The sequence below is a fragment of the Longimicrobium sp. genome (assembly GCA_036377595.1).
In the GTDB taxonomy this organism is placed as follows: Bacteria; Gemmatimonadota; Gemmatimonadetes; order Longimicrobiales; family Longimicrobiaceae; genus Longimicrobium.
The window spans coordinates 40,232-56,665 of the sequence record DASUYB010000122.1 but is presented as its reverse complement, the minus strand read 5'-3'; the positions used below and the strand labels follow the sequence as shown (position 1 = coordinate 56,665).

Below are 16,434 nucleotides of genomic sequence, written 5' to 3'. Positions count from 1 at the left end.
ATTCCGGTCGGAATGAGTAGGGGGCCCGTGATTTGCACGCTTCTCGCGCGCGCCTTCTGTGTTTATGATTACGCGCTGGCAGGGGGGGACCTCGCCCACAAGAAACCCAATCAACGACCTTGGCTTCGCGCAACTTAGTCAATCTCGACGCAATGATCGCCCGTGCGGACTTCGCCCTCCAACCGGACGAGCAGCCGGCCGTCGACAGTATTGTTTCAGTCGGGCTCAGGGATTTGACGGCCGGTAGCTTGATCCTTCCCATTCTCCGGAAACCGGACTTCCAGCGCGAGACCAACCACTGGTCGCCCGAACAGGTCGTTTCGCTTCTGGAGTGCTTCGTGAACGGCGACCTAATTCCCTCGGTCATTCTATGGAAATCGCCGTTGTATCTATTCGTTATTGATGGTGGGCATCGGTTGAGCGTCCTTCGTTCGTGGCTGGAAGATGATTACGGGGACGGTGCCATTTCCCAGTCCTTTTTCGGTTATCAGATCTCGGCGGAGCAAAAACGGATCGCTAAGCGGACTCGGGATCTAGTGGAAGAACGTGTCGGCAAGTATGCACAGATCAATGCACGGCTGCAGCTTCCCGACATTCCTGATGACGAGAGACGCCGCGGCACCGCACTGGCGTCTCGCGCTCTCCCTATCCAGTGGGTCAGCGGTAATGCCGAAAAGGCAGAGGAGTCATTCTTTAAGATCAACACTGAGGGTACTCCGCTCGACGAGATTGAAGAACTTCTGCTCCGGAACCGTAGGCGCCCTATTGCAATAGCTGCCCGTGCGGTGATTCGCGCAGGCAAAGGCCACCGTTACTGGTCGGCGTTCCCATCCGATAAGGCTAAAGCAATCGAGGAGAGCGCCTCTAACCTCCATCAGATTCTGTTTGAGCCTGAACTAAAGCGGCCTATCAAGACCCTAGACCTTCCTCTCGGAGGGTCGAAGGGCATTCGTGCGGCTCTGGAGGTCCTGATTGACTTCATGTTGATCGCAAACCGCAACCAGGAAGGCAAGCCAGCGCGCCTCCTAGACTATCCGGATGATGATACAGGTGAAGCCACATTGGAAGTGCTGAGGCGTTCGATGCGCTTGGCCGGACGGATCACAGGGAATGATCGCGGCAGCTTGGGATTGCACCCCGCCGTCTATTTTTATGGTCCGACCGGCGTTCACTCCGGACCGATGTTCATGGGCACAGTAGCCCTAATCGGACGGAAGCTTGTAAATAACGACGGTGGATTCTTCAAGAAATTCACCGCAGCAAGAGCGAAGCTGGAGACGGCCCTCATTGACAACAAGGATCTCATCGCCACTGTTTTGCAGAGGCAGGCAAGCAAGAAGAGAACGCGTGTGTACGAGCTTCTCTTGGAGGCGCTCGTCGAGAAGGTAGTTGTGGGCGAGGCGGTAACCGACGAGTGGCTGGTGGAGACTGCCGGTCTGAAGGGCAAGGTTCTCACGGGCGAGGCGAGGACCACCGCTTCGGAGTTTTCAGAACACGTCAAGAGCAAAGCGTTTATCTCCATTGCTCTGGAGGGGGCGCCCTGTTGCGCTATCTGTGGCGGCTATCTGGACCCTGACAAGTCACTCTCGTACGACCATAACCAACCCAAGCGAGAGGGTGGGACGGGGGATCCTGAGAACATCCAGCTCTGCCATCCCTATTGTAATCAGAGTATTAAGAACTAGGGGACCGGGGGCACATTCCGGTCGGAATGCGATTAGGCAGGGCCCCTACGACGTTTTGGGTCACCTGGCCGCGCGTATTCGAGACGTAAGCCCTGATCGACAACTGAACCTCGCCTATCGAAGCGGAGACAATCGAATGGTGCATGTCCCCTCAGAGGAAGAGCAGGAGAGGTTGAACAATGCACGCGCTGCCGAGCATTGGATCAAGGCGACCCTGTTGTCTACCTGCGATCTATGGGAACCGGACTTCGATGGCCAGATTTGGACGTGGCGTTTCAGGGACCGGATGAGTGGCCGTGAAGGAGCGTTGTCGCTGGAACACGGCGCCGTTCTCATCGATCCGGCCTTGCCGGATGCCGCGCTCCCAATCGACTGGCTTGCAACAGTGCTAGTCGAGACGGGCGGAGTGCTTCTGAAGCGCGACGGAACGGCAGAGTGGCGGAATCCTAATACAGGCGAAACGCGACCGATCCGAAAGCGCGCCTGACCCCCCTTTCGCGAGCTGCGCGACCGACGCCCGCCGGCTTCTCACGTTTGGCCGACCAGGTTCGCGAGAGCCTTTTCATAGCGGTCAAATGTAAGATACTCCAGCATATCCCATGATCTGGACCTTTGGTACCGACGTTCCAAGAAGGCGCCGAGTGCGGCCCGATATACGGTTGCAGCTAAACGCGGCAATGCTGGCCTCGCGGAGCCGATCTGTGGAATCATCAGATCGACATCGACCTTATCCCCGTGAATGAAGCGATGGCGAGCGTGGTAGAGCGCATTACAAGCCTTTTGGACGGCATTCCCTCGCGAGTAGTTCCATCCTCCAGATCGGGACCGGAAGCGGAGTGTGAAGCGATTGCGACTTAGGAGCCAGTTCTCCCACGGATAACTCTTTATCAATCGGAGGACCTCGCTCTGATTCACGTCTCCTCGCGTGGGCCGGGCAAGGACCTCCAAGGCTGTTACCCACAGTGCTACCTGAAGGCCATAGTCATTGAGCGATGCTTGATTCTTGTTCGTCAGCGAGCACGCATGGTAGGCTAGTTCAAGCGAACGGAAAACTAGACGACTGAACACATCATCTTTCTTTGGCCTGATAAACCGTTTCCACCAGAGCTTCCCTAGACTCGAGGACAGAAAAGGGTCCGGAAGTCCGAGCTCCGTGCCATAGGCTATGCTTGGATCAGGCATCGCGAGGAATTTATTCTCACGAACCCACATCGACGTCACGGCCGGCGTGTGTGTATGGAGTTTGTTGTCGATTCCAACTACCGTCGGGTGAAAATCGAAGAAGTCAGCCCAACTCACGGAAGATGATCCCACCTGGGCAGCAAGCCGCGCCCGTGCAGGCAAGATGAACGTGAGAGCGACAGCGTTGCGGAACGCGACCACCGGTGCCACATCGCGACCAATAGCTGCGGCGTAGTCCTCACGAATGAGGAGCGCAGATGGCTCAACGCTTTCGCTATTCTCATCCTTAAACCCCCCCGCGAGGACTCGCGCGCTACCCGACTCTCGCCGGATCGCCTCAAAACGACTATCCCCAAATGGAACAATCGCTATGCCCTCCAGCCCAAGCGAAAGGGCAGGCGAGATTTGCTGAAAGTATGAATGCTCGCTGTTGATGCCGAGGTTTGGGAGGATGAAGGCAAGTACCCAGTGATTTACGCTTGGAGTAGGTGTAGAGGGTTGCACGTTTCCTCCTTTCGGGGGGAGAGACGCGGACCGCTGCATTCCGGTCGGAATGCGGCGGCAGTTCGGTTGGTGAAGAGTCAGCCTGGGAATTGTAGCGACGCGTGCCGGAGGATACGCAAGTGCTCACATTCCGGTCGGAATGCGTCCGAGCCGTCAACGCCGAGCTGGATGCGGCCGGTGCTGGAAGAGCTGGTCGCGGCCGAGAACGACCGCACCCTGGCCAAGTACGCGACCGCGTACGCCGGGCGAACCGGCCATGCTTTTGGTGGACGAGAGTCTTGCGCGCCGACTCCGCACCCCTGACCCTTGTGTCGTTATGCGTTAGACGTCATCGGGAAATTTGATAGGCAAACCGCGACACGACCGGCTAGAGGTCGCCTATCAGGCAGCGGCTCTGACTGCCAAGAACGCTGCCGCAATAATCGCCTACGGACTCTACGTCACGAGTTCTTAGCGATTCGCTAGGACCACCGCGATCCAAGGGATGTCAGCCATGGGACTGCTTCGATTGGTGATCTGTTGCGTGACTGTGGCGCTGTGGGCAGTGATCGGCCTGTTCTTCTGGGTCGCGCTAATCGCGCGAACGGCCGCGGTGTTCTCGGTGATCGCAATTTACGCAGCAGTAACAGGTGCCGATGTAAGTTCGTTCTCGCGGCAGTTCGAGGGTGTGGCCGGATTCTACCCGTTGGGTTTCTCGAGGATCATTGCAGCCGTATACCCGCCGAACACGCACGCCGAGGAACGACCGCTGTTCGAACGATCAGCGCTCCTTAAATTCGGATTTGAGAGTGTTTGGGCGATCGTTTTCTGGGGAAGCCTCGCGTTCTTCCCGGTTCGGGCTTGGTTGCAGCATGAGGCAGAGTACAGAGCATTCATGGCTCGGCCAATGCCTGCTGATTCGTTCACCAACGCACTGGCGGCAACGATTGACTCCTCAGCGGAAGCGCTTGAAGAGTCATCGATTCCCGATTCGATCAAGTTCGAGACCTTGAGCGGGAGAGCAGTCCTGCAAAGCATCCGGGGACCGAGGGACGAATTCATCATTGCGAATCTAATCGAGTGCACTGGTCGCGTTACCGGCGTGACATGCTTGTTGAACATCACAACGGAGAGGGATATTGACATCCGGATAAATGGCGGCGCCGCGACAGTCGCCTATGACAACTTCGGGGACAGGCATGTATCCGAGAGTGTGAAGGTCCGAGGTGTGGGCGGCGAATCCCTTGACCGTCGGCTCGTCGTCGATACACCGATTCCTCTCAGAATCGAATTCCCCACGGTGCCGGTGGAAGCAACACATCTGCAACTCGTCACACTGCGTGTCTCGGTATTGCCGTACGGGTCTAACGAGTTCAACTTCCGTGCAGTTCCGATCACGCGACAGAAGTGAACGTATTATCAAGCCTTCGAGCGCCGCTGAAACCCGCACCGGCGGCCACGGAAACCATCAGTGGCGGTATCATGCGAGACACCTGTAGCCCTGCTACATGACATTCCGGTCGGAATCGTCAACGCCCGCCGCGGTCGCGTTCGTGCTCCCGATCGCCGCGAGCGAGTCTCACCGCCAACTCCCACGCAGCTTTCGCGACCGCAAGCTGCGGAGCTTTCACCATCACGGCGAGCTGCTGGATGTGCTTGATCCTGGTCCGGTCGAGGAGCTGCTGCGGTCCCGCCGCAACTGGGCCGAGCGTGCCGGTCGCCACCCGCTGCGCCTGGGCTGCAGCCTTCTGCATCAGGGCGCCAATCTCCAGCTCGATCTGCTGCGGCGACCGCCTCGGCGCCGGCGCCGCACGCGCCGCGTCCAGGTCGCGCTGCGTGCCCGCCACGCGGGCGCGCAGCTGCGCGAGCTGCTGGCGCGAGGGCCCCTGCTCGCGGGCCTCGGCCGCGATACCCACCGCGCGCGCGGTGTCTGGCGCGCTCGCCCGCGCGGCCGACGTATCCACCTCACGCCAGACGCCGAACAGGCGGCGGCGTTCCTCGCCTTTCAACGCACCGAACCGCTCGGGGCGCGTGCGAATGTCCCTCTCGACGGCGGCCCTCCCCTCGCGCTGAACGGCGCGCCATATCTTGCGACCGGCCGCCGACGGATCGGCGTAGATCCGGCCCAGCCCCTCTCGCGCGCCCTCCAAGGTTCGGAAGTAGTAGCCCCGGCGTTCCTCCGCGAGCCGGAGTTCCATCTTGGCGAGGCCGTTCGCCTGCACGGCGTCGGGGTGGGCGCGCGCCTGCCGCAGCGCGTCGCCGTGCTCGGCGATGCGGTCCTGCAGCTCCTTCAACGTGGGCCGGGGACGGTCGGCGCGCGCTTGAAGGAACAGATTCGCGCTATCAGCCGCGGCGGCGGCGCGGCCTTCCCGTACCCCTCCCTCGGCGGCTTTCAGCGGTCCAAAGCGATCTGGTGAAGTGCGCATTTCGGCGGCGACGCGCTCGGGGACGCGCGCGGCGGCCCGGAGGATCGCCTTGCGGGCCTCGACCGGGTTTTCGTAGAGCTGCGCCAGGTCGTCGTTGAACCGGCGGTAGGCACGCCAGAAGACGCGCTCGCCCGGTGCCACCGGCGGGCGCGTCTGCGCATTCCGACCGGAATGCGCGGCGCCATCGGTCTGCGCCGCCGGAGCCGACCGAGCAGCACCCGGATGGGGAGGCGCGGCGGTCCCCGACGCCTCGCGCTGCGCGGAGGGACGGTCCGCGACCGCGACGCGGGCGCGGTAGGCTGAGTAGGTGCCGAACCGCTTCTCGATGGCATTGCGGGAGAAGGCGCGGTGGATCTCCGACGCCTTCACCTCCCGCTGGCCGTCGGTGACGGACATGCCCCGGCCGTTCATGCGGACCCGCAGGCCGGCCTCCGCCAGGCCGCTCTCCAGCTCAGCCCACGAGCGCGCCCGCTCGAAGACGGGGCGGGCCCGCGCCGTCACGTCGTCTAAGAACGCCGCGTCCCCGCGCGCCGGCCGGGGGGATGGCGCCGGACGCTCCGCTGCGGGCTCCCGCACGCGCTCTGGCACGGGCGCGAGGCGGCCGGGCACGATGCGCAGCCCGTGCTCCACTTCGAGCCGCCGCAGGCTCGCCTCGATCTTCCGCTTGGTGTGGCTCGGCTTCCATGCGCGGCCTTCTTCGGGATGGACGCGATTGACCACGAAGTGCATGTGGCGGTGCGGCGTGTCCTTGTGCGCGACGATCAGCACCTGGTGCTGGTCGAGCTTCAGGTCGCGCAGCACGCCGTCCGCCACCTGCCGCATCACGTCGCGGTTGATAGGATCGTCCGGATCGAAGCTGACGGAGAAGTGGAAGACGGGCTTCTCGGTGCGGACGGACTCGCGCGCGGTGGCGGCCATGAAGCGGCCGCCGAGGTCCAGCCGCTCCGTGCCGAGGTTGCGGGACTCGACCCAGTCTATGCGGTCGAGCTGCTTCCCGTCCTTGCCCGTCTCAAGGTAAGACAGCAGCCCCTTGAATCCCTTGCCCAGGCCGCCAGTGGCCTTGTTGACATTGCCGATCACGGCGCCGTCTCCAGCCGCACCGCGGCGAGGACGGCGGCGAGCACGTGGTCCAGCTCGGCGGCCGGGGGCAGCTCCTCCTGGCCGTTGGCTCGGTGGGCGAGCGTGTTCAGCTCGACCCCGGCCGCGACGAGCGCGGCCACCGCCGCAGGTTCGGACGCGCGCGGATCGGGCCGCGCCATCGCGACGGCCTCCACCTCCTCGGCCACGGCCGCAAGGCGTTCGGCGGCCGGCGCGTCACCGTCTTCCGCGGCCACACGGCCGAGCTGCCGCAGGTTGTTCAGGATGCGGCTGAGCTGGTGGAGCCGGGAGCCCGTCGCACGCGCCCGGCGCCGGGACGCCGGCGCGGGCGGCGCGCCAGTGCAGTGCTCGCGCACCCAGCTCATGGTCGGGCGACCGGCCTCCTTGGCCAGCTCGCAGATCGCCCTCCACTCCTCGTCGGTAGCGCGGAGAAGCCCCCGGGGCTTCCGCTGTTCACGGGTTTGCTGCGCCATCGGCGCCATCCCTTTTGAGCACGCGCAGCGTGCGAAAAAGCGAGCGCGGCTTTCGATACGAGATCGGCGAGCTTGCGAGCCGTCGAGTTATCGAAAGCCACTGCTCGCTCCAGGTGTTCCCCATCACTTACCGCTACGGCACGCTCCGGGTTGCGGCCGTAAAGCCCGACTGCGAGCAGTTTAAGGCGTGGTTAATCGAGCTGTGTGTTTTCGACGGAGGCAGGAGAGAGTCTCGAGCTTTGTTCCGGGCGCCCGCAGCGCATTCCGACCGGAATGCCGGCCCCCTTCTCCAACGAAAGGGGATCTTGCGAAGAAATGGCCGTCGGACTTGTATGCAGGAGCATTCGGAAGCTTCGTAGCCCAACGCACAACCGGGGTCCTGGCCTGCCCTGCCAAGTAAGCAAACGCGATTCAGTTTCCCACGCCTTCGGGGAGAACTACATGGGTATTCGGCCTGAACAAATCGCTGCGGCACAGGAAACACAGTTTCATGCGGCACATGATTCCGCGCCACAAATACGGGTGGTCGCGGGGCCCGGGACGGGGAAATCGTTCGCGATCGGTGAGCGTGTTTTTCATCTTCTCACGAATGGGGTAGATCCGAAGCAGATCGCGGTGGTTTCATTCACGCGTGCGGCTGCACGAGACCTCGCATTACGGATAGAAAAATACCTTCGTGACAAAGGAAACAATGCCGGAAGCGATGTTAGTGTTACCACGCTCCACTCGTTAGCCCTCCGTATGCTGCGGAAAGCCAATCTCCTAACTCACTATCCTGCCTCTCCACTGGTCCTTGATACGTGGGAAGTCGATAACGTGTACGACGAGGAGTTCAATGCATGGTCAAGCATAGGGAGCACAGATCGCTGCGACAGCATTCGGTCTCATCACGAGGCATTCTGGAGCACGGGTGTGTGGGGGCCACCCAATTACATACCTCCCGATCCACCCATCTCGGATGCGGAGCGAGAGAGTTTTCAGACCTTTCATGCCGGGCGTTCGCAGCTTTACTGCTGCGTCTTACCGGGTGAGATTATTCGGCAGTGTCTTCAACAAGTTCGCGCGGGTGTGCTGGATCCCATCGAGCTCTTGAGCATCAACCATTTGATCGTTGACGAGTTTCAGGACTTGAACCCAATGGATCTTGAACTTGTTGAGGAGATTATCCGGGCTGGCGCAACGACCCTCATCGCGGGAGACGACGACCAGAGCATTTATTCATTTCGGTTCGCATCGCCGGAAGGCATTCAGACGTTCCCACAGAAACACCCGCAGTGCACCCAGCATACACTCGTGGATTGCCTCCGCTGCACTCCATCCGTGTTGTCAGCAGCCCAAGCGTTGATTCGATCCCATTCGCCCGCCGGAAGAATTGGCAAGATCCTGTCCTCCGCTTACGCAGAATCCGACCCGCCGGTGCAGGGGGTATGTCACCGTTGGCGTTTCAAGAGCGAAAAGGCCGAAGCTCGCGTGATCGCGGAATCCTGCCGAGGTCTTATTTCCGCTGGTGTCGACCCGCGGCAGATTATGATTCTGCTGAGCAACCGTCGTTTACAGACAAAGCCTCTTGCGGAAGCGCTCGAGGCAGCCGGAGTTGAGTTCGAGCCGCCAAAGAACGAAGGTTTTATCGACTCGGACGCGGGACGTGCAGTCCATTCAATGATTCGGATTGCTTGTGATAAGAATGACTATACGGCTCACCGGGTTATTCTCGGTGTCAGCAGTGGTGTAGGTGTCGGCACCTGCAAGTCAGTGGGTGATGCCGTATTAGGCAACAACCTGAATTTTCGCGATCTCTTTTACGGTGATACGCCAGCTGGAGTTTTTAAGGGCCGTGCGGCTACTGCCGTAGCCAACATAAAGAAACTCTGCGCGACGGTTACCGAGTGGCAATCAGGCGATTTGTTGGCTGATCGCGCTGACGCGATCAGACAACTGCTCGCGCAGGTGAGACCAGCGACGGAACTCGCTAAGTGGGATGCATTCAAGGCTACGCTGCCTTCGGAAATGAACCTTTCAGAGTTGCGCGATTTCCTCTGGGCGGATAACCCTGGGCAGCAGTCCCGAGTCTTGGAGGCTGTTTATCACCGCGTTGGGAAGACAGTTCCGGAGGAGGGATTGCTACCCAAGCGTGTTAGAGTGATGACCATGCACAGTGCGAAGGGCCTTGATGCTCAGATCGTATTCACACCTGGTTTGGAGGACCAGATTATTCCGGGTCACTGGAGAGCACCATATCCAGGGCTGGTTTTTGAGGCCGCACGCTTATTGTTCGTCTCAATCACGAGAGCGCGAGCGGCTTGGATCGGATCTTATGCAAAGGCGCGCATGGTTTACGGGAGCTTTAGCAATCAGAGTGCATCGCGGTTCTGCGCACATCTAGGCGGCCCGTTCTCATTTCGGGAGACCAGCCTATCGGGCACCGAGGTTGCAGCTATCACCGCGTCGATCACGGCACTCTAACGCCGCTCCGGGGAGGAGCGCAGTTTCGGGGTGCAAGTGGAGGGGGAAGGAAGATGCCACGGATTGCTTTGCGCTACAGGCCAAAGATGGGGCACACGGTCCACTTCGTCCCGTCCGAGTCCGGCACGGCGAGTGACGGGATGATACTTCTGTCGCCGGAGTGTCGCGGAATCGGAGAAGTACGCGAAGCCGCCGAGAGACTGAAGCGCGACATTGACCGTGCCGTTAGCGAAGCCGAGACGATTTTCGCCCGCCGGCGTCCGACACTCGATGAGGAAGAAGCATACTATAGGGACGGTCACGATCGCGGGCTTGGAGATCCGATCTGATTCCTCTGGACCAAGGAATCGGGGTCGCGAAACTGAAGGCACCTCGGGGGGCGAACGTGGCCCAGCGACGCAGCCCTCCATTCCGGTCGGAATGGAGGGCTGCGCTGCGCCTGCCACCAAGGTGTCGGGTCATCGTTTCCTCAGCAGCTTCTCCGCGGCGTCCATATTCTCTTTATCCGCGAGCTCGAGGTATAGGGCACCTCGCTGGAGGTTGCCACGGGCTGCCCACTCCGCACGTGTGCGGAGCTGGGCGGTGCGCACCAGCTCACGCGCCGCGGCCAGCGCGGCGCGGAGCTGGTCCCGATCCTCGGGGCCCGCACGGGCGCCGAGTCGCTGGAGCGCCGTCAGCGCGGAGCGCAGCTCGCCGAACACGGCCGCGTATGCGGCTCGGGTGGATGGTGGGGCGGTCATCGGTCTCGGGCCATTGAGCACCAGGACATTGGGGGGGCGTAACCCGTACCGAGCCGTGCGCGCGGGAGGCTTGTCCTCCCCAAGCACGGCACCGACGTTTTTTAGTTTCGCCGGCGGCGGGGAAACGAAGATAGACGGCGCGGGGCTGGGCACCAGCCCCGCGCCGTCTCCCTATGCCGGCCGAGTGGGGGGCTTGTCTCCCCCGAGCATGGCACGGCAGTTCATCCCCAAGCCGGGCGAGCGGGGGGCCTGTCTCCCCCGAGCCCGGCACCCGCTGGGCGGGGTGCCGGGCCGCTCGACTTCGCGCCCGGCACCTGCGCCCTCACCATCCCGCCACCATCGCCTCGTCGAACGCGCACGCGTCGAAGTCGCGTGACGCTCGGCCACCGCACCCGTCTGCTGCACAGTAGACTGACCGGCTGCTGGGATAGTAGAAGATCTGGTCGCCACGGCGGACTTTGCCATTACAGCCGGAGCAGGTGCCGTCGCGTCTCGCCGTCAGCCAGTAGGGATCGCCTTTCATGAAGAGCCTCGCTGGAATCTGGTGTTGGGTTCCGCTGGTCGCCGGGTGAGCGGGGGGCCTGTCCCCCCGAAGCCCGGCATCCGCCGGATCAGCGCGTTCCTTCGGGTACATCGAACGTGGCCCACATCGCGCCTGTATCGCTGTTGTAGTCGGCGCGCTTGAAGTGCACGCACACGGAAAGCTCGGCCGTCACGGTTCGGTCTTTCACGCGTACATGTGAGCTAGTGAAGCAAGCGGGGCAGAGGGCGCTGTGCACGCCCTCCGCTCCGGCCTGCATCTTCCGCGTCGTCTTTCCCATAGGCTCGGTCTAACGCTCCCGCCGGGGGCGGCGCTCGCCCGGCTTCTTGGCGCCTCGGCGGACGGTGTGCGTCCCCTCGGGGACGTGGATCACGTTCGGCGCGTCCTGGGCCTCGGGGGCGGGCGCCGAAGCGCCCTCCCCGTCCACCGGCTGCTCGCCCGGCTCGGCCTCGGGGGCGGGCGCCGAAGCGCCCTCCCCGCCGTCCACCGGCTGCTCGTCCGGCTCGGCTTCGGGGGCGGGCGCCGAAGCGCCCTCCCCGCCGTCCTCTGGCTGCTCGCCCTGCCGCTCGGCCTCGGCCGCGATGAGCGCGAGGGTAGGATGTTGAAGAGCCACCGCCGCCGCCGCGATCAGGTCCGCCAGTGAGCCGTCCCCGTGCGGGTTGGCGATGGCGTCCAGCTCGATCCCGAACGCCTCCGCATCAGCCGCAAGCCCGTTGGCCTCGGTGCGGAAGTCGTTCACCATCTCGGCCCACGCCCGGGCGTACTCGCTCAGCTCGTCGGCACGGGCGGCGGGCTCGGTGTCGTCGTACCAGTGGATCAGCGCCTCCGCGCCCTGCCGCCCCGCGTCTACCCGCGCGGCCCGGTCCAGAAGGATCCCCGCCTTGGTCATCTCGGGAACCGGGACAGCCGCCAGCAGCGCCCGGAAGTCCTCGGCGCACTCGGCTTCCACCTGCTCCCGCGCACGCTCCGGCACGGTGTCGCGGGTGTAGGTCTCGCCCTTCTGGACCCGGACGGCGATGGCCTGCAGCATGAGGGTCAGATCCTTCTTCGGCAGCTTCGCGCACTCGTCCAGATTCTTTCCGGCGAGGTCGATTCCCAGCAGCTTCCCGGTGTCCGTGGCGAACGTGCGCGGCGCCTCGCCGTAGTTGAAGATCAGGGCGGCCATCACTTCGGCGCTGCGGTAGTCGACCGCCGCCGCCGCCTCACGGAACGCGGCCTGCTCCTGCTGGCGCATGCGCTCGGTCCGCTCCCGCAGGATCTTAGCACCGCCCTTCACGGCACGATCCAGCGCGGGCGCGTCGGTGCAGATCAGGCGGAACCGGCCGCCGTAGGGTGCCTGCACCCACTGCACCACGTCGGGGGAAAGCTGGCTCACGTCCAGCACCTTGACGGGGTTGGCGCTGTGCAGCTCGGCCGGAAGCCGGTCGTCGGACAGCTTGTACTCGTCCGCCTTGGGGCCGTACGTCGCGGTCACGTCGCTCCATGCCGGCACGGTGTAGGCGGCGGGCGTCACCGTGGGGCGCGCCTTGACCGGCGTGGGGATCGGCTGCTGCGGCGCGTTGCCCTCGTCGTGCCCGTGACCGTTACCGTTGCCGTTCTGGAGCCCCTTGCGCCGCTCCGCCCTCGCCGTCGCCTGCAACTCGTCCCACACGGGTACGTTGTAGCAGCGGGCGTGCTCCTTGATCGTGTCGTGCAGGCGGATCTTGGGGCGCTTGCAGGTGCACGCGGCGTCGTGCGCGGCCAGGTCGAACAGGGGGGCGTCCTCGCCGGGGTACGACGTGGCGGGGTCCATCGACCGGCTCAGGTTGCGCGCGATCTGCCCCAGCGTGTTGCGGATGCGCTCGGCGGTCGCGCCCTGCGACTTGATCTCGTCCCAGCGGCGGTGCAGGACCGCCCACATCTCGGACGCGGCGGGCTCCGGCACCTTGACGTAGCGTGCCATCCCCTCGTAGGCGGTGCCCTCGGTGAGCTCTCCCGTGCGCAGCATCGCCTGCACCCAATCGGGGAGCGTGAGAAGCGCGAGGCGCTTGCTGACGTACGCCTGCTGCTTCCCGACGGCGGCGGCGATTTCCTCCACCTTCATCCCGTCCTTCTCGCGCAGGTCGCGGTACTGGCGCGCCTCGCCCAGCACGGATGCGCCCTCACGCTGCCCGTTCTCCACGGTGGCGGACACGCGGGCCTGCTTCGTGGTCATGGCGCGCACCACGATCGCCAGCTTGGTCCCGGCGTACCCCGCGGCCGCGTGACGGCGGCGCCCGGCCACGATCAGGAGCTGCCCGGCGTCGTTCCGGCGGCAGAGGACGGGCGTGTCGTTGCCGATGCCCAGCTTGTTCCCGGCGGCGAACGCCTTCATGCTCGCGACCATCTCCTTCATCTTCGGATGATCGGCGGCGTACTCTTCCGGCTCGCGGCCGGGGTCGATCTCGGGGTCGTGCACCAGCTCGCCCGGCTGAACGACCATGAACGTGCTCCCGTCCGGAAGCGGGATTCCGGTCGGAATGGAATCGGCCGCGTCCACCTCCACACCCTGCACCTTCACGCTCCCGCCCTCGGCCTCGATCACTGGGGCGCCCTGCGGCTGCTCGTCCTTCGCGGCGGTGCGACCCTTCCGCTGCTTCCCGCCCTGCTGCTGCTCGTCGGCCTGCGTCTTGGTCTTGGGCATTGCTCGCTCCTGTGGTTGGTTGGTTGTGCGCATCCTGCTGTCTATGCCTGTAAATATAGCTACAGGCATACCCCGGCGCAAGGGTTTTATGCGGACTGACGGGCTCCCGGTGTGTGCCGGAAGCCCGGCCCGCGCGCCTACTTACGCGGCCTGCGCCAGCTCGCGCACCCCGGCCCCGTCCTCGTCCTCGGTCTCGGCGTCCTCGGCCGTGGGCACGGGGGCGTTGCCGGTCAGGTGCAGTAGATAGTCCGCCGCGTGACGTGCGGCGGTGGCCGCGCGGAAGAACGCGCCTTCGTCGTTCTCAAGGTGCGCGATGTAGTGGGCGAGATAGCCGGGGTGCCGCAGGTCGCCGTCCACACCGAAGAAGGCGCACAAGAACGCGGACACCAGCTCGGCGGTCAATTCCTCCTGCGCGTATTCCGGTGTGCCCTTCTGCGCGCGCGAGGGGAGACGGTCCAGCCGGTGCGCGGCGCCCGTCCAATGGCCGTGCTCGTGGAAGTTCACCGCGTAGAAGTGAGACGCGCTGCGGAAGCGGGCGAACGGCGGCATTCCGATGAGGTCCAGATCCGGCGCGTAAAACGCACGGGTGGCGTGCTGGACGATGTTGGACCCGGTCGCGGTCAAGAACGCCTCGACGCGGGCGTTGCGCTCGGCCTCGGAGAGTCCCGGCGCCCGCACCTCGGCCGGGAGCCCGTCGATCTGGTCACGGTTGAAAACGACGTAGGTCCGCAGGAACTTCCGGGTGCGCGGCTCCTTCTCGCCCTCGGCCTCGGCGCGTTCCTGCTGCTCGTCCTCCTTCACCTGCATCCGGCCGGCTTTCAGGATGTGGATACCCTTCTCCCCGCGCCGCACCTGGCCGCCAGCCTCCTGCGCCTGCAAATAGGTGTACCACTGGTTCGACGAGAAGCCACAGAAGTACGCGGCGAGCCAGAGAAGCACGATGTTGTTTCCCTGATACTGGCGCCCGGTCAGGCCGTTGCGGGGGAACGAGTCGAGCCCGTCCGTGCTCCACGGGCGCACCCAGGGCGCGGCGCCCTCGCGCAGCTCGGAGACGATGCGAGCCGTGACGGTCGCGTAAAGGCTCGGGCGGTCGGTGCGGTCCTGCTGGGTGGCGCTGCGATTCGTGCTCGGCATCGGTCGGGCTCCTTGTCTGGTGGTTGTGCGCATCCTGCTCGGGATCGGTGGTACTGCTGGCGCGGCTCAGAACGGCCGCAGGTCGCCGCGTAGGCGGATGGTGGCCGCGCACTGCTCGGAGCACGTCACGGCTTCCGTGCGCGGATCGTGGTAAAAGCTGTCGCCCGTGAAGATCGGGAATCCGCATTCCTCGCACTGCACGTCGCCGCAGGTGTGGTGAAGGGTGAGGATCACCAGCGCGCCCCGCTTCGTCTTGGTCGCCATTTCCTCGGCTCCGTGCCTCGGGTCTGCTCGCTGCTCCATTCCGGCCGGAATGGGCGCCGCTCCCTCGTCTCTATGCCTATGAATATAATCATAGGCATAAGCGCGCGCAAGGGAAATCTTCGTCTCCGCGTGAAAGCGGCCACGCCATAACTCATTGCGGAAACGGCGGTTACGCCGTTTCCGGGGGGCGCTCCGCACCTACTCACCGGGGCCCAGCTCGCCCCGCGCGCAGCAGCTCGCCCCGTTCCGAGGCCGACACCCCCCGATCGAGCAGTTCAAAAAGGAAAAAGCACGCGCGACCAGCGCGTGTCCGCTCGCGCGGGAAGGGGCGTGGGCGCGCAGGAGCGAAGCGACGAGCACCCGCGGCCCGGTCCGGAGTCCCGCGCGACCAGGAGCGCCAGCGGCCGCACGGACGCAGGCACCCACGGCCCGGACGCCGGCGCTGGGTGCCGTTCGCAGTGGTGCCGTTCGCTTCGTGGGGTGGTTGTGGGTGCGCGGCGGAGAGAAGGCGCGCGAGCTGGGCGGGGTCCCCTCCGGGGTGCCCAGGTCGGGCGCCGGTGCGACGCGGCGCGGGGGGATGGCCGTGCAGCCTGCCACCCCGGCCGGGCGCGAAGCGCGGGGGTTAGGCAGGGGTGGGTGGCGGAACGGCCCGCGGCGCGCAGCGCCGCCAGCAAACGCCGCCATCAATCCGCTTGAGCCGTTCTCGGTTGCCGTTGGAAACCCGCGCGTAGTGGGACCTTAGAGCTGTCCCCGAAGCGCGGGTTTCCGCGGCGCGCAGCGCCGCACTGGTGCGCCGGTGCTGCGAGGGCGAGAGAGATCGCGACGGTGCGGTTGTCCGTAGCGGCAGTTGCATGAGGGATGCGCGCCCGGAGGGCCGGGACACGGCCGCGACGGGGTTTGTCGCGGATGTGGCCCGGCTGCGTTGGGCACAGTCGTATCGTGCCCTACGCAGCGCGCAGCCCGGCCCCCCGCCAGGGGGGACATGCCCTCACCCGCAGTTTCATTCCGGTCGGAATGGGATCACCGCCTTTTCTTGACAGCGATGGACGGAACGGGAGCACGCCCCCCCTCGATCCCATACTCAGCGAAAAGCCACCGCAGCAGCACGCGCAAGGGGCCTTTCACCACCTCGCGGTTGGCGTTTACGAGGCGATTCGCGTAAGGCTGGGAAAGCTCCGCCATCTCGGCGAACTGGCTCTGGTTCAACCCCATCGCCTCCATCAGAGCCTTGATCTGCTCCGCCTCGACCGGCTCACCCTCACTCCAGGTTGGCATCCGGCATT

The 16,434-nt window shown here is 64.4% G+C and carries 13 protein-coding genes; 4 read left to right on the top strand and 9 right to left on the bottom strand.

Going from position 1 to position 16,434, the window contains the following annotated elements; genetic code table 11:
* Window positions 1-119 precede the first annotated feature (119 nt).
* Entirely contained in the window at window positions 120-1,685 is a 1,566-nt protein-coding gene (locus tag VF092_21585; GenBank protein HEX6749900.1) for a DUF262 domain-containing protein, read from the top strand.
* A 136-nt stretch (window positions 1,686-1,821) separates the two neighbouring features.
* Window positions 1,822-2,172: a hypothetical protein gene (locus tag VF092_21580; GenBank protein HEX6749899.1), complete on the top strand. Its 351-nt coding sequence runs from the start codon at window positions 1,822-1,824 to the stop codon at window positions 2,170-2,172.
* Window positions 2,173-2,213: 41 nt separating this feature from the next.
* Here VF092_21580 and VF092_21575 read toward each other — a convergent pair whose 3' ends face one another.
* Complete coding sequence (locus VF092_21575) at window positions 2,214-3,371, bottom strand: hypothetical protein (GenBank protein ID HEX6749898.1); 1,158 nt, start codon at window positions 3,369-3,371, stop codon at window positions 2,214-2,216.
* Between the two features lie 493 nt (window positions 3,372-3,864).
* On the opposite strand from VF092_21575, the gene VF092_21570 reads away from it, so the two are divergent.
* A complete protein-coding gene (locus VF092_21570; GenBank protein ID HEX6749897.1) occupies window positions 3,865-4,761 on the top strand; it encodes a hypothetical protein in 897 nt (298 codons plus the stop codon).
* Between the two features lie 118 nt (window positions 4,762-4,879).
* On the opposite strand, the gene VF092_21565 is transcribed toward VF092_21570, so the two are convergent.
* Window positions 4,880-6,856, bottom strand: a complete 1,977-nt coding sequence (locus tag VF092_21565; protein ID HEX6749896.1) for a relaxase/mobilization nuclease domain-containing protein — start codon at window positions 6,854-6,856, stop codon at window positions 4,880-4,882.
* The gene (locus tag VF092_21560; GenBank protein ID HEX6749895.1) at window positions 6,853-7,347 is read right to left on the bottom strand and encodes a hypothetical protein; all 495 of its coding nucleotides are present in this window, start codon (window positions 7,345-7,347) and stop codon (window positions 6,853-6,855) included. Before VF092_21560 ends, VF092_21565 begins: the two co-directional genes overlap by 4 nt.
* A gap of 441 nt (window positions 7,348-7,788) precedes the next feature.
* Here VF092_21560 and VF092_21555 point away from each other — a divergent pair, with 441 nt between their 5' ends.
* Complete coding sequence (locus VF092_21555) at window positions 7,789-9,810, top strand: ATP-dependent helicase (GenBank protein HEX6749894.1); 2,022 nt, start codon at window positions 7,789-7,791, stop codon at window positions 9,808-9,810.
* 458 nt (window positions 9,811-10,268) lie between these two features.
* On the opposite strand, the gene VF092_21550 is transcribed toward VF092_21555, so the two are convergent.
* From VF092_21550 to VF092_21525, 6 genes are all read right to left on the bottom strand, one after another.
* Window positions 10,269-10,511 (bottom strand): hypothetical protein, encoded by a 243-nt coding sequence (locus VF092_21550; GenBank protein HEX6749893.1) that lies wholly within the window; start codon window positions 10,509-10,511, stop codon window positions 10,269-10,271.
* Window positions 10,512-10,872: 361 nt separating this feature from the next.
* Window positions 10,873-11,073: a hypothetical protein gene (locus tag VF092_21545; protein HEX6749892.1), complete on the bottom strand. Its 201-nt coding sequence runs from the start codon at window positions 11,071-11,073 to the stop codon at window positions 10,873-10,875.
* 307 nt (window positions 11,074-11,380) lie between these two features.
* On the bottom strand, window positions 11,381-13,753 hold the full coding sequence (locus VF092_21540) for a ParB/RepB/Spo0J family partition protein (GenBank protein HEX6749891.1): 2,373 nt from the start codon (window positions 13,751-13,753) through the stop codon (window positions 11,381-11,383).
* A 141-nt stretch (window positions 13,754-13,894) separates the two neighbouring features.
* Window positions 13,895-14,887: an ArdC-like ssDNA-binding domain-containing protein gene (locus tag VF092_21535; protein HEX6749890.1), complete on the bottom strand. Its 993-nt coding sequence runs from the start codon at window positions 14,885-14,887 to the stop codon at window positions 13,895-13,897.
* A 66-nt stretch (window positions 14,888-14,953) separates the two neighbouring features.
* Window positions 14,954-15,151, bottom strand: a complete 198-nt coding sequence (locus tag VF092_21530) for a hypothetical protein (GenBank protein ID HEX6749889.1) — start codon at window positions 15,149-15,151, stop codon at window positions 14,954-14,956.
* Window positions 15,152-16,171: 1,020 nt separating this feature from the next.
* Entirely contained in the window at window positions 16,172-16,426 is a 255-nt protein-coding gene (locus tag VF092_21525) for a helix-turn-helix transcriptional regulator (GenBank protein ID HEX6749888.1), read from the bottom strand.
* Window positions 16,427-16,434 lie beyond the last annotated feature (8 nt).

Bases quoted from the DNA above. Each gene is read 5' to 3' on its own strand.
- VF092_21545 (HEX6749892.1), bottom strand. From the start codon at position 11,073: ATGAAAGGCGATCCCTACTGGCTGACGGCGAGACGCGACGGCACCTGC.
- VF092_21555 (HEX6749894.1), top strand. From the start codon at position 7,789: ATGGGTATTCGGCCTGAACAAATCGCTGCGGCACAGGAAACACAGTTT.
- VF092_21580 (HEX6749899.1), top strand. From the start codon at position 1,822: ATGGTGCATGTCCCCTCAGAGGAAGAGCAGGAGAGGTTGAACAATGCA.
- VF092_21540 (HEX6749891.1), bottom strand. From the start codon at position 13,753: ATGCCCAAGACCAAGACGCAGGCCGACGAGCAGCAGCAGGGCGGGAAG.
- VF092_21525 (HEX6749888.1), bottom strand. From the start codon at position 16,426: ATGCCAACCTGGAGTGAGGGTGAGCCGGTCGAGGCGGAGCAGATCAAG.
- VF092_21570 (HEX6749897.1), top strand. From the start codon at position 3,865: ATGGGACTGCTTCGATTGGTGATCTGTTGCGTGACTGTGGCGCTGTGG.
- VF092_21560 (HEX6749895.1), bottom strand. From the start codon at position 7,347: ATGGCGCAGCAAACCCGTGAACAGCGGAAGCCCCGGGGGCTTCTCCGC.
- VF092_21535 (HEX6749890.1), bottom strand. From the start codon at position 14,887: ATGCCGAGCACGAATCGCAGCGCCACCCAGCAGGACCGCACCGACCGC.
- VF092_21530 (HEX6749889.1), bottom strand. From the start codon at position 15,151: ATGGCGACCAAGACGAAGCGGGGCGCGCTGGTGATCCTCACCCTTCAC.